Source organism: Streptomyces sp. NPDC057702, assembly GCF_042799315.1.
In the GTDB taxonomy this organism is placed as follows: Bacteria; Actinomycetota; Actinomycetes; order Streptomycetales; family Streptomycetaceae; genus Streptomyces.
The window spans coordinates 98,866-111,392 of sequence record NZ_JBHVJC010000005.1 but is presented as its reverse complement, the minus strand read 5'-3'; the positions used below and the strand labels follow the sequence as shown (position 1 = coordinate 111,392).

Annotated in this window: 13 protein-coding genes; 6 read left to right on the top strand and 7 right to left on the bottom strand. The window is 74.2% G+C overall.

Annotation, left to right across the window (positions count from 1 at the left end; all coding sequences use genetic code 11):
- Positions 1-13 precede the first annotated feature (13 nt).
- Positions 14-838, bottom strand: coding sequence for a tyrosine-protein phosphatase (locus tag ACFVFR_RS05115; protein WP_383698243.1), 825 nt, complete (start codon positions 836-838; stop codon positions 14-16).
- A 229-nt stretch (positions 839-1,067) separates the two neighbouring features.
- Here ACFVFR_RS05115 and ACFVFR_RS05110 point away from each other — a divergent pair, with 229 nt between their 5' ends.
- Positions 1,068-1,862: an SGNH/GDSL hydrolase family protein gene (locus tag ACFVFR_RS05110; RefSeq protein ID WP_383698241.1), complete on the top strand. Its 795-nt coding sequence runs from the start codon at positions 1,068-1,070 to the stop codon at positions 1,860-1,862.
- Positions 1,863-2,153: 291 nt separating this feature from the next.
- Here ACFVFR_RS05110 and ACFVFR_RS05105 read toward each other — a convergent pair whose 3' ends face one another.
- A complete protein-coding gene (locus tag ACFVFR_RS05105) occupies positions 2,154-2,663 on the bottom strand; it encodes an ATP-binding protein (protein WP_383698239.1) in 510 nt (169 codons plus the stop codon).
- A 137-nt stretch (positions 2,664-2,800) separates the two neighbouring features.
- Here ACFVFR_RS05105 and ACFVFR_RS05100 point away from each other — a divergent pair, with 137 nt between their 5' ends.
- From ACFVFR_RS05100 to ACFVFR_RS05090, 3 genes are all read left to right on the top strand, one after another.
- The gene (locus tag ACFVFR_RS05100) at positions 2,801-3,667 is read left to right on the top strand and encodes a helix-turn-helix domain-containing protein (protein ID WP_383698237.1); all 867 of its coding nucleotides are present in this window, start codon (positions 2,801-2,803) and stop codon (positions 3,665-3,667) included.
- Positions 3,668-3,670: 3 nt separating this feature from the next.
- Positions 3,671-3,907 carry a DUF397 domain-containing protein gene (locus ACFVFR_RS05095; protein WP_187064939.1) on the top strand — a complete coding sequence of 79 codons (237 nt, stop codon included), beginning with the start codon at positions 3,671-3,673 and terminating at the stop codon, positions 3,905-3,907.
- A 92-nt stretch (positions 3,908-3,999) separates the two neighbouring features.
- A complete protein-coding gene (locus ACFVFR_RS05090) occupies positions 4,000-4,803 on the top strand; it encodes an SAM-dependent methyltransferase (RefSeq protein WP_383698235.1) in 804 nt (267 codons plus the stop codon).
- On the opposite strand, the gene ACFVFR_RS05085 is transcribed toward ACFVFR_RS05090, so the two are convergent.
- From ACFVFR_RS05085 to ACFVFR_RS05065, 5 genes are all read right to left on the bottom strand, one after another.
- Positions 4,793-5,680, bottom strand: a complete 888-nt coding sequence (locus ACFVFR_RS05085) for an STM4011 family radical SAM protein (protein ID WP_383698406.1) — start codon at positions 5,678-5,680, stop codon at positions 4,793-4,795. The two genes, ACFVFR_RS05090 and ACFVFR_RS05085, sit on opposite strands and share 11 nt — an antisense overlap.
- An 83-nt stretch (positions 5,681-5,763) precedes the next feature.
- Complete coding sequence (locus ACFVFR_RS05080) at positions 5,764-7,137, bottom strand: STM4012 family radical SAM protein (RefSeq protein WP_383698233.1); 1,374 nt, start codon at positions 7,135-7,137, stop codon at positions 5,764-5,766.
- Positions 7,134-7,937, bottom strand: coding sequence for an STM4013/SEN3800 family hydrolase (locus ACFVFR_RS05075; RefSeq protein ID WP_383698405.1), 804 nt, complete (start codon positions 7,935-7,937; stop codon positions 7,134-7,136). The genes ACFVFR_RS05080 and ACFVFR_RS05075 overlap by 4 nt, the downstream gene beginning before the upstream one ends.
- Positions 7,938-8,079: 142 nt before the next feature.
- On the bottom strand, positions 8,080-9,315 hold the full coding sequence (locus tag ACFVFR_RS05070; RefSeq protein WP_383698231.1) for an STM4014 family protein: 1,236 nt from the start codon (positions 9,313-9,315) through the stop codon (positions 8,080-8,082).
- Positions 9,316-9,572: 257 nt separating this feature from the next.
- Positions 9,573-10,526 carry an STM4015 family protein gene (locus tag ACFVFR_RS05065; protein ID WP_383698229.1) on the bottom strand — a complete coding sequence of 318 codons (954 nt, stop codon included), beginning with the start codon at positions 10,524-10,526 and terminating at the stop codon, positions 9,573-9,575.
- Positions 10,527-10,816: 290 nt separating this feature from the next.
- Between ACFVFR_RS05065 and ACFVFR_RS05060 the strand changes: the two genes are divergently transcribed.
- Complete coding sequence (locus tag ACFVFR_RS05060) at positions 10,817-11,143, top strand: hypothetical protein (RefSeq protein WP_383698227.1); 327 nt, start codon at positions 10,817-10,819, stop codon at positions 11,141-11,143.
- 74 nt (positions 11,144-11,217) lie between these two features.
- Positions 11,218-12,471 (top strand): DUF6745 domain-containing protein, encoded by a 1,254-nt coding sequence (locus tag ACFVFR_RS05055; protein ID WP_383698225.1) that lies wholly within the window; start codon positions 11,218-11,220, stop codon positions 12,469-12,471.
- Positions 12,472-12,527: the final 56 nt, after the last annotated feature.

The window sequence follows — 12,527 nt, the reverse complement described above, 5'->3', positions numbered from 1 at the left end:
CCCGTGCCCCGGGTCAGTCGGTCAGCAGCCGCTCACGCAGCCGCTCGCGCCGCTCGACGGTGAGGCCGAGGCCCTGGGCCAGATAGCGTTCCGCGTCGCCCCAGGTGTCCTCGATGGCCTCGAAGGCCGCCGCCAGATAGCTGGTGCGCGCGTCGAAGAGCGGGCCGATCAGCTCCAGCACCTCCGGCGACATGGCCTGCGCGGAGTCGCTGTGCCGGCGGACCTTGTAGCGGCGGTGGGCCGCGGCCGACTCCAGGTAGTCCGCCTCGATCGCCTCCGGCGTGACGCCGAGGGCCAGCAGCGTGATCGCGATCGACAGGCCCGCGCGGTCCTTGCCGGCCGCGCAGTGCATGAGCGCCGGGACGCTGTCCTCGGCCAGCGCCGCCAGCACCCGGGAGTGGTCGGCGGTGCGGGTGGTGATCATCGTGCGGTACGAGGCGATCATGCGGCCGGCGGCCCGGCCGTCGGAGAGTTCGGCGCGCAGTTGCTCGATGTCGCCGTGGAAGACCATGGCCCAGAACTCGGCGCCGTCAGCCGGGTCGGTGAGCGGGATGTTGAGGTTGCGCACCCCGGGGAGAGCGACGTCGGGGCCTTCGAGCTTGATGTCGGCGGAGTTACGGAAGTCGAAGATGGTGTGCAGGCCCAACGTGCTCAGGAACGCCGCGTCGGCTTCCGTCGCGTGGGCCAGGTGACCGCTGCGGAACAGGACGCCGGGTCGCACGCGCCGACCGTCGTGTGTCGGCAGGCCGCCCACGTCCCGGAAGTTCCGCACCCCGGACAACCGTGGCTCCGTGGCGTCCGGGGTGCTGGGGGAAGCGTGCGGGATCTGCTGGGTCACGGCTGCTCCTCGGTGCTGGGTGTGGCTGATGTGGCGGCTGAGCGGCGGTGGGCCGACCCTACGGGTACGGCCGCACCAGGCCATCATTTCGGCCGCGCCCGGCCCGTGTCATCGGTGGCGCAGATGCTTATTCCGGCTTTATCCAGGAGAACCAGTGGGATAGATCACCCCAGGTCAACCCCTGGTTACGGTGGCGTAGGTCACTTCAATCGGAGGAGGATGGGCAGACGTGGCAGCCGATTCGAAGACCAAAAACAGTGACGCGTTCGAGTCGTACGCAGCCGTCGGAGACAGCTTCACCGAAGGCGTCGGCGACCCCGGACCCGACGGGTCCTTCATAGGTTGGGCCGACCGTCTCGCCGTCCTGCTGTCGGACCAACGCGCCGAGCACGACTTCCGCTACGCCAACCTCGCCGTCCGTGGCCGACTCCTCGACCAGGTGGTCGCGGAGCAGGTGCCGCGCGTGCTGGAACTGAGCCCCGAGCTCGTGACGTTCTGCGCGGGCGGCAACGACATCCTGCGTCCGGGCAGCGATCCGGACGACGTCGCCCAGCGCTACGAGGCGGCGGTGGCCGACCTCACCCGGTCGGTGGGCACCGTGTTGGTGTGCACCGGCTTCGACACCCGTGACATCCCCGTACTGCGTCATCTGCGCGGCAAGATCGCGACGTACACCGCGCACGTGCGCTCCATCGCCGACCGCTACGACTGCCCGGTGCTCGACCTGTGGTCGCTGCGCTCCGTCCAGGACCGGCGAGCCTGGAGCGACGACCGCCTCCACCTGTCGCCCGACGGGCACACCCGGGTCGCCCTGCGCGCCGCGCAGGTCCTCGGCCTCGGGGTGTGCGCCGACCCCGACCAGCCCTGGCCGCCACTGGCCCAGCGCCCGGCGGCGGCCGTGCGGCGGGACAACATCCACTGGGCGCGCGAGCACCTGGTGCCCTGGATCGGCCGCCGACTGCGTGGCGAGTCCTCCGGCGACCACGTCGAGCCCAAGCGGCCCGACCTGCTGCCGCTGCCCTAGCCCACACCGGCGAGGCGGCCGGCCGCGCGCCCGTCCACACCGGCGGCGTGGCCGACTTTGGCCGTGCGCCCGGTCCTCGGGGGCAGTCGCGCGGGGCGTGTCACCGCGCCGGGCGGGGCGTACCGGCGTGTGCGCACGGGTGAGCAGGCGGCGCCGCGCGAGATGGGCGGATGCGCGTGCGCGTGTGCGCGGGGTGGGAGCGCGTCCTCGGCCGCTCGGCGCCGCTCCGGTCGGCGCCGGCCGGGCCGGGCGCCTACTCGGCGCGCCCGCCCGCGTCGTGGTCGTGGCCTGTCAGGCCCACATCGGTGAGCTGCCGGCGGCCCGCCCCGGTATCGCCGTGGACTGCGGAGGCAACACGGCCGCCGGCAGATACGCCCAGACCGCGCGACCCTGGCCGCCCTCGCGTGGACGCACGCCCCAGGAGTCGGAGAGCGCCTCCACGAGCATCAGCCCGCGACCACCCTCCTGCTCCCAGCCGCTGTCGCAGGGCCGCAACGTCGCCTGCTCGCGCCCCTGGTCCGCCACCTCGACCCGCAGCCGGTCGGCGAAGACGCGCAGTTCGCAACGGACCCGGTCGCTGTTGGTGTGCCGTACCGCGTTGGTGAACAACTCCGATACGACGAGTTGGGCGTCGTCCCGCAGCTCGTCGTGGGCACCCCACTCGGCCAGCCGGGCCAGAACCCGCTTGCGTGCCTCAGCGACGGAGGTGCTGAGCGCCGGCAGATGGAACGCGTCCTGAAGGCGTTGGGCGACGGCGCCGCCCGAGCGTCCTAACCAGAGACCGTCATATGAAGTGGCCACGCCGCAACTATGCGGCCCGTCAGTGACGGATGGCAAGCTTCAATCTGTAAATTGCAGAATCGTAAGAGCAGTCTGTTCGGTGAGCTGAGCGCATGACAGACTGCGGTCCTGTGACGGCGTTTGGAAGGGGAACGGCAGTGGCGGACGCACGGTCGGGCGGTGCTCCGACCGTCTTGCGGGTGGTGCTCGGCAGACGCCTGCAGGACCTGCGGGAGAAGGCCGGCCTCAGCTACGAGCAGGCCGGACGCGCGCTCGACGTTACCCACGCCACGGTCCGCAGGATGGAGAAGGCCGAGGTCGGCCTGAAGATCCCCTACGTCGAGAAGCTGCTCACCACCTACGGCGTGAGCGACCCCGAAGAGGTCGAAGGCTTCCTCGCACTGGCCCGCGAGGCGAACCAACCCGGCTGGTGGCACCGCTTCCGCGACGTGCTGCCCGACTGGTTCAGCGCGTTCGTCAGCCTGGAGGTCGAGGCCAACCTCATCCGCGCCTACGAGCCGCACTACATCCCCGGCCTGCTCCAGACCGAGGACTACACGCGTGCCGTGCTGCGCGCCGGCATGCCCCACGCGTCCGAGGCGGACATCGACCGCGGCGTCGCGCTGCGCAAGCAACGCCAGGCGCTGCTCACCCGCGAGAACCCGCCCCTGCTGTGGGCCGTGCTCGACGAGACGGTCCTGCGCCGGCCCATCGGCGGCCCCGGGGTGATGCGCGACCAGCTCACGCGCCTCATCGAGGCCACCGCCATGCCCAACGTCCGGCTCCAGGTCATGCCGTTCGACGCCGGGCCACATCCGGCGATGTACGGCCCCTTCCACATCTTCCGGTTCCCGATCCCGGAACTGCCCGACATCGCGTACTCGGAGAGCCTCGTCGGCGCCGTCTACTTCGACCAGCGCGATGACGTGTCGATGTTCCTGGAGGCCCTGGACCGGATGTGCGCGCAAGCCGCGCCAGCACAGAACACCGAGTCGATCCTCGGTGGCATTCGCAAGGAGATCTGAACCATGGATCGCATCTACAACGGCATGCCCGCCACTGACCTCGGTACCGAGGGCTGGCACAAGCCCTGGAGTGGTGGCAACGGGGGAAGCTGCGTCGAGGCCATGCGCCTGGGCGACGGCCGGATCGCGCTGCGCCAGTCCACCGACCCGGACGGGCCCGCCCTGATCTACACCCACCACGAGATAGCGCGGTTCATCCAGGGCGCGAAGGCCGGTGACGCCGACTTCCTCCTCGCCTGACACCCACGCCTCGCCGGCCGCGACCGGCGAGGCGGGGCAGGGGCGAGCGGGCACGGAGGCGACACAGGCACGGGCAGCGAGCGGAGCACGGCATGGTTGAGCAGGGCCCCTCGATCCAGGGGATCGACACCAGCAGGCCACACCCGGCCCGCATGTACGACTACTACCTCGGCGGCAAGGACAACTACGAGATCGACCGGGAGGCGGCCGAACGCGTCATCGCTATGGCCCCCGAGGCCCGGCCGAGCGCCCGCGCCAACCGACAGTTCCTGCGCCGCGCCCTCCAGCACGTGGTGGCGCGGGGCGTGCGCCAGGTCATCGACATCGGCACCGGCATCCCCACCTCGCCCAACACCCACGAGGTGGCGCGCGCGGTGGCTCCCGACGTGCGCGTGGTCTACGTCGACAACGACCCGATCGTGGCCACGCACGCCGAGGCCAAACTGACCAACACCCCCGGTACCGGCTTCCTGTTGGCCGACGCCCGGGCGCCGCGACACATCCTGGGCCACCCCACCGTCCGGGAACTGATCGACTTCGACCAGCCGGTGGCCGTGCTGCTGCTGGCCGTCCTGCACTTCGTACGGGACGAGGAGGACCCGGCCGCGCTCGTCGCCACGCTACGCGACGCGCTGCCCGCCGGCAGCTTCCTCGTCCTCAGCCACGGCACGAGCGACTTCCACCGCGCGGGCAACGACGCCAACGAGGTCTACCGGGCCGCCACCGCCTCCCTCCACCTGCGCTCCCGGCCCGCCGTCGAGGCCCTGTTCGCGGGGCTCGACCTGCTGGAGCCGGGCGTCGTCCAGGCGTCGCGCTGGCGCCCCGACCCGGCCGGCGACGGCGACGCGGCCGACGACCGCGTCGCCTTCTACGGGGGTGTGGGCCTCAAACGGTGAGCCTGGTCGGGCCGAGCCGCACCGGCACCGTGCCCGGGGCGCCGGCCGCCGGTATCCGCTCCAGCACGCCGCCGGCGAACACGTCGTACAGCGGCAGCGTCTCCAGGTGGACGTAGCCGATGTGACAGTCGCACACGGCCTGGGGGCACGGGCGCGGCCCCAGCGCCGCCCGGTAGGACCCGTCGTAGAGGTTGCCCAGCTCCTCCCGGACGAAGTGGCAGCGGCGCACCGTGCCCGCGCCGTCCACCGACAGTACCGAGGTGCCCGTACGACAGGGCATGCCGGCGCTGCGGTGCGGGTGGCGGCTGTAGCCGAACAGCGGGTCGATCTCGGCCCACAGCTCGGCCTCCGCGTCGGTGTACTCGCGCCCCTCGGCCGCGTTCACCCACAGGTAGACGTGCGCGGGCAGCGCGGACCGCAGCCGGTGCGCCGCCGCCAGGTGCTCGGGCAACCCCACGATGCCGACGCTGAACCGCACGCCCCGCTCGGCCAGTTCGCCGCACTTGGCCACGAACCGCTCGTACGGCGTCTGGCCCGGGTGGTACGTGCACCACAATGCCAGCGTGTCCAGGTCTGCCGCGCCGAGCCAGTCGGTGCGACAGCTCAGGTTGGTCTGGATCGCCACCCGTTCCACGTGCGGCAGGTGGCTCAGCTCGGTCAGCGCATGCCGGTACCAGGAGCGGACCAGCCCCTCGCCCCAGGGCGTGAACAGCAGCGACAACCGGCCCCCGGTGTGCCCGCCGGCCCAGCCGGTGAAGCGCTCCAACGCCGCCCGGTCGGCGCGCAACTGCTCGCGGGAGTCGCGGCGCTTGGCGAACGGGCAGTACGGACAGTCGTAGTCGCAGGAGGCCAGCGGCCCCCGGTACAGCAGGGTCAGGTCCGACGGCTCCTTCCGGCCGCCGTCGGCCGTGACCGGGCCTGGCTCCCGGCCGTGGGGTGCTTCCCGCACGTCGGCCCCCCTCACTTGGGCTCGTAGGCGGCCATGGCGGCGCGCACGGCGGGCGAGAACAGCAGCGGCCCGAGCGCGTCGGAGTGCGCCAGCCCCTCGGACGACAGCCGCAGCACCTCGGGCCCGGCCGACTCGTCCAGCCAGCCCAGCGCGGCGCACCGCTCCAGCTCGTCCGCGAAGTGCGCGCCGGGCTCGGCGCCGAACCGCTGCCGGTAGTCGGCCACCGGCATCCCCTCGGCCTGGAGCACCGACTGGAGCAGGTGGCGGCGCCGGCGCTCGTCCGTGTCCATCCACCGGCCGTAGTCGGCCCGCGCGAACGCCCCGGCGGGCCGCTCCACGTAGTCGTCGATGATGCCGCGGATGTTGCGCATGTCCACGGCGTAGTCGAAGGAGTAGTGCAGCCGCGAGGTGTACGAACGGGCGCCGCACCCCAGGCCCACCATGCCGTCGCGCTGGCAGGCGTACTCGTCGTCGCCGACGACCGGCGCGCCGCGCCGCCGGAACATGCGCATCGACGTCTGCTCGTACCCGCTGGCCAGCAGCGTGTCACGGCCGTGCCGGTAGAGCCGCAGGCGCTGGGCGTCCCAGGCCGGGTCGGGCCCGGTGCCGCCCCTGCCCAGGCCGGTGAGCGGTCGGACATAGAGCGGGTAGAGGTACAGCTCCTCGGGCCGCCAGGCGAGCGCGGCCTCCAGGGAGTGCTGCCAGGACCGCTCGGTCTGGCCCGTGATGCCGTAGATCAGGTCGATGTTGAGGACGGGAACGCCGGCCTCGCGGACCCGGCCCAGCGCCGCCTCCACGTCCGCGCGGCGCTGCGGCCGAACGGCCGCCCGCGCCTCGGCCTCCACGAACGTCTGCACCCCCAGGCTGAGCCGGGTCGTGCCGCGCTCGGCGAGCACCGCCAGCCGGTCCGCCGTCACCGTGGCCGGCGACGCCTCGACCGACAGCGGAACGGCCCGCAGGTCGGCCCCCAGTTCCCGCTCGACGATGTCGCACAGCCGGGTCAGCTCGGCGGCGGTCAGGAACGTCGGGGTGCCCCCGCCGAAGGCGGCGTTCGCGAAACGCGGCGGCTCCCCGCCCGCCAGCGCCTCGCGCACCGTACGCGCCTGCCGCTCCAGCGCGTCGAGGTAGGCGCCGGTGAGCCCGTCGGGCGCGCCGATGCGGGTGAACAAGTTGCAGAAGCCGCAGCGGACCTCGCAGAAGGGTATGTGCGCGTACAGCGACAGCGCCCCGCGCTCCTCGCCCGCCCACAGCTCGCGCAGCGCGGGGCGGGGCTCCAGCTTCTCGTACGCGGTCTTGTGCGGGTAGCCGTAGACGTAGCTCTGGTACGGCGAGCCGGCCGGCCCCGGGGTGGTGACGGGTGTGGCGGGTGCGGTGGTGACGGTCATGGGCCCTCAAGGAAGAAGTGGGTGTACGGCACGGTCCACACGACGTCGTGGGCGAGCCGGTGGCCGGTGTAGCCGCCGTCGCCGTAGGCCGTGCCGTGGTCGGAGCAGACGATGGCGAAGCAGCGCCGGCGGCTGCTCGCGGCGGTCAGCAGGCGGTCGATGTGCCGGTCCACGTACTCCAGCGCGGCGGCGTGGCTCTCCCACGTGTCGCCCGCCTCGCGCGTGGCGCCCGGCACGTGGAACCAGTTGGGCTGGTGCAGCGCGGAGACGTTGAGGAACAGGAACAGCGGCTGCTCGGCGGGGGTGCGGGCGACGATCTCCGTGGCCCGGTGCACCTGCGCCTCGAACGAGGTCGGCGAGGCCACGGAGAACTCCGGCTCCCAGTGGCTCTCCCGGAACAGCCCCGGGAGCACCGAGCCCAGCGCGCCGCCCTTGTTGAAGAAGCCCACGCCGCCGACGCAAGCCGTGTGGTAGCCCGCCGAGGCCAGGCCGGAGACCAGGTCGGGGGAGTCGAAGACGTACGTCCCGTCCGCGGTGGTCTCACTGCCCGCGAACCGCGCCGCGAACAGCCGCCGGTGCGGGCCCGGCGCGGCGGGAGTGGGCAGGAAGCCCGCGAAGATCGCCTGGTGCGAGGCGTAGGTGAAGCTGCCGGGGGCGTGCCGGCGCTCCCAGCGACCCCCCGGCAGGTACCGCGCGAGGTGCGGCAGCCGGCCACGGGCCAGCAGGTCGGCGGCGACGTCGTAGCGCAACGTGTCCAGCGTGACCAGCAGCAGATCGTGGCTGCCCACGACGGCGTTCATGTCCGGCTCGACGAGGTGCGGCGTCTCCTCGTACCGCCCGGGCTCGGACCAGCTCGGCCCGGGACAGCCGGGACTCGGCCGCTCCGGCGCCTCGGGACCGGCGAGCGGCCCGAGACCGGCGAGCGGGCCCGGGTCGGCGGGATCAGCGGGTGGCATGGCGGTGGTCCTCCTTGTTCAGCACGGCGGCGATCTGCGCCCCGTAGGTGTCCAGCCCCTCGAAGCCGCTGCCGGGCAGGCCCGTCAGCCGGGGCAACAGGTCGCCGAAGGCGTTGACCTCACCGACGGCGAAGCGCCGCCAGCCCGTGCCGGGCAGCACGTCCACGCCCACGCACAGGGTGCGCGGGAAGCAGCGGGCGGCGCGCTCGGCCAGGCCGAGCACCTCGGCCCAGGACGCGCCGTTGGCCTCGGTCGCGGCGCGGGCGGCGGCCAGGTCACCGCGCACGCCGCCCAGGTGCAGATTGGTCATCGGCGACCGGCTGGTGCGCACGACGGCGTGCGTGGCCCGCCCGTTGACGACCACGATCCGCAGGTCGGCGGCCCGACCGCGCTGCGCCGCCTTCGGCAGCCAGCGCTCGACGTGCAGCCCGTCCGGCGCCAGCGCGTCCACCAGCGCGGCCACCTCGGCCTCGGTGGCGTAACGCCGCACGCGCAGCGAGTTGAACAGCCGGCCGTCGGGGGCGCGCTCCACCGAGGTCCGGGCCGAGACCCGGCCGGGGCCCGCCAGCTCGACGGCCAGCACACCGGAGGCCGACGAGCCGTGTGCGAGCTTGACGAAGGCACGCCGCAGTCCGCCGGGGCCGGCCAGCAGCGCGCGCACGTCCTCCCAGCCCCGCACGGGCGCCCCACCCACCACGAGGCGGGCCGGGGGAGACGGGGCGGGCCCGCTCGCCGTGGTCCGGGGCGCCGGTACACCGGGCGGAGGCGGCGCGTCGGCCGGGTCGGGCCACACGCGGGGCAGCGCCGCCGGCGAGATGGACGTCGGCGACGGCGGCACCGGCACACCGGCCGCGTGGAGCAGCCCGTGGCAGCGCCGTTTGTCGAAGAGGACGGCCAACTCGTGCGGATCGTCCAACAGATCGGCGCCGGCCGCCCGCGCCGCGCCGGCCACCTCCGTCACAGCCGAGGTGAACCGCGCGTACCAGCGGGCCGTGCCCTCGACCCGGGTCGGGTCGTCGACGCCGCGCAACGCGCGCTCCGTGGCCGCGTCCTCTCCCGGCGAGTCCACGCGCACGGTCTCGCCCGGCTCGAACGCGGCCCCCGCGCGCAGCACGTCGGCCCAGTCCAGCACGCGTGGCGGAGCGAGCCCCGCGGCACCGGCCGCGTCCGCGAACAGCGCCGCCCGGCGGCTGTCGCGCACCCCGACGACCGCGAAGCGCACCTCACGTCCGTACGACGCGTACGACGCGGCGATGGCGGCTCACCTCCCTGCTCTCCGTCGCGTACCCGGGCGCCGTCCGCCCGGCTTCCCCCGCGCGCCGCCGGCCGGCGCCGGGTCCCGGGCGCCCGCCGCCCACCGGCCCACGCGGGGCCCGCCCGCGCCGATGGCCCGCCGGGCCGTGTCCGGTGGGAGCGGGCCCGCGCCCGTCGGGGGTCATCCGCCCGGCCGACCGACGCCGGAACGTCGGGACGCGCGCGTCACTCGGCGACCGCCGTGTAGCGGCGGATCTCGTCGCCGTCCTCCCACGAGTCGCCCGTCTCGGACAGGTCGACCTCGACCCCGGCCGCCTCCCACGTGGTGCGCAGCCGCTCGGCCACCTCCTCGGTGATGAAGTTGTGGTGCAGGTCGATCCACTTGAGGTGGGTGAGCGGCTGCCCGTCGAGCAGCGCGAGGGCGCCCGCGTCCGTGAGCACCCCGAGCGACAGGTCGAGCGAGGTGAGCTGGGCGACCACGGGCGCGGCGGCGACGGCCGTGGCGATCTCGTCCTGGATCTCGCTGTTCCGCAGCCCCAGGTGGCGCAGATGCGGGAAGCGGCCACCGGCGAGCAGCGGGGCCAGGTCGGCGACGGTGGCGTCGCCGCCGTACTCCTCCACGCCCAACCACATCTCCAGGTACTCCAGCGCGGGCAGCTCGCTCGCCACCACGCCGCGCACCACCTCACCGGGCAGCCCGCCCGCCTCGAAGCTCAGGGTGCGCAGCGACGCGTGGCGCACCGCCGGGAACCGCAGGTCCGTGCCGCCGCGCACGCCCAGCTCACGCAGCTTCGGGTACGCGTCCAGCACCGGCGTGATGTCGTCCTGCTCGATCCAGGAGATCTCCGCCTCCTCGGCCTCCAGGTCGCCGATGAACAGCGCCTCCAGGGAGGTCAGCCGGTCCTTCGCGGCCACCAGCAGCTCCACCACGGTGCCGGAGCTGTCCTCGTACGCCTCGCCCCACTGCCCGATGACCAGCGCCCGCACCCCGGCGGTGTCCACCTGCGTCAGGAACCGCTCGAAGGCCGCCGCGAAATCCTCCGAGTCGTCGTCGTAGGGCGAGACCCGGACCACCCAGGCGACGGTCTCCGCGGCGGGCAGCTCCGTCGACTCGTCCTTGGCCGGAAACTCGAACGTCGGGAGGCCGTGCAGCTCTTGCAGGTGCTCAACGTTGGACATGGGGTGGATCTCCTGGGGTTGGTACGACTCACACGACGTGCGAGGAACGTTGCGAGAGTTCTACCAAGCGGCACTGACAGCCGAGCCGGCGGGCGGCGACCAGCCCGCGCGCCCCGCCCCGCGAGGCCGCGAGCGACGGGCGGGGGCGGCGGTCAAAGGCCGGCGACGGCCGGTCGGGGACGTGGTGCACGGGGGCGGCGAGCGTGGTCGGGCCGATTGTCAGACCCCCCACCTAACGTCGTGACCGTCGCCGGAACACCCCGCGACCCACAGCCCGACGGAGGATGCGCATGTACCGACAGGGAGACGTCCTGATCGTGCCGACGGCCCGCGAGGCCCTGCCCCCGAGCGTCGACGCCCTGCCCCCGCAGTCGCGCGACGGGCGCGGCCGGCTGGTCCTGGCGCTCGGCGAGGTCACCGGGCACGCCCACGCGGTCGTCGGCCCCGGCACCCTGGTCCGCGAACCGGGGCTGGGCGGCGCCGGGTTCCTGCACCTCCCGGAAGGCGGCCGGGTCGTCCACGAGGAGCACGCGCCGATACCGCTGCCGAAGGGCTGGTACCGCGTGGTGCGCCAGCGGGAGTACGCGCCGGGCGCGGTCCGCGTCGTGGCCGACTGAGACCGGGCCGGCGCGACGCCACACCGCCGGCCCGCCACCGCGACACACACCAAACGATCGAGGGGGAGCGAGAGATGACGAAGACCGCCAAGGAGCGACAGGAACCGACCACGCCGAGCCGGGAGCCGGAGACGGACTGGCGTTCGGTCGCGGCGACCACCGGGGCGGCCGACCGCGCGGGTGCCGAAGCCGGCCTGCGCCTGGCCTACGCACAGGCGGGGCTGACCGCGCCCGACCGGGTGGTGTGGGCCGCGTCGCCGCTGGCGGCCACCGCCGTCGTGTTGCTCCTGACGGGGCGCGGCGCGACGCTGCCCCGCGCCGTCGCGGAGCGCGCCGCGCGAACACTGCGCGCGGCGGGCGTCGAGCCGGACACCGCGCGGGCGGGTCGCTCGGTCCGCGAGGCGGTGCGGACCGCGCCGTGGGAGGCCGAGCGGCGCCGCGCGCACGACGCGCTCGGCCCCGGCGGCTGGGCCTCCCGGTGGGCGCTGACCTCGGCGCCCCTGTGGGACCTGACGCGCGGTCTGACCGAGCGCGTGCGCGCGGGCATCACGACGAGCCTGACCGGGCCCGGTGAGGGGCGCGAGGCGGGCGTGGTGACCGGCGCGGACGACACGGTCGAGCCGGCGCGGCAGCCCGGGGGCGCCGCGGCTGAGCCGGCGGGCGAGAGCGCGGCGCGGCCGGCCGAGGCGGAGCGTCCCGCCCGGGAGACGGCGGTGCGTCTGGCCCTCGCGGAGGCCGTGCTCGGCCAGCACGACGCGGCCTGGCTGGCCGCCTTCGACGGAGCCGAGGCACTGGCCGGGGTGAGCGCGGTGGCCCGCGCGGCCGGCTGGTGGTGGCCCTACGAGAACGTCGCGGTGCTCAGCGAGCGCCCCACGCGGCTGCACCGGGACGAGGCGGGCCGCCTCGACCACGGCGACGGCCCCGCCCTCGCCTACCCCGACGGCTTCGCCCTGTACGCCTGGCGCGGCATGCCGGTGCCGGCGGACTTCCTGGAAGGGCTCGGCTCGCTGGACGTCCACCGCATCCGCACCGAGGAGAACGCGGAGCTGCGCCGCGTGATGCTGGAGCACTTCGGGTACGACCGCTACCTCGACGAGTCCGGGGCCCAGCCGGTGCACCGGGACGAGACGGGAGTGCTGTGGCGCGTCGAGCTGGAGGGCGACGAGCCGGTGGTGATGGTCGAGGTGGTCAACTCGACGCCGGAGCCCGACGGTTCCTCCCGTACGTACTGGCTGCGGGTGCCGCCGCGCACCAAGACCGCCCGGGAGGGCGTCGCCTGGACGTTCGGCCTCAGCGCCGAGGAGTACGTGCCGCAGCGGCAGACCTGAGTCGCCTCACACCGCCCCGACCGGCGCCGGGGCCGGGCGCGGGCCCGTCGCGCGGG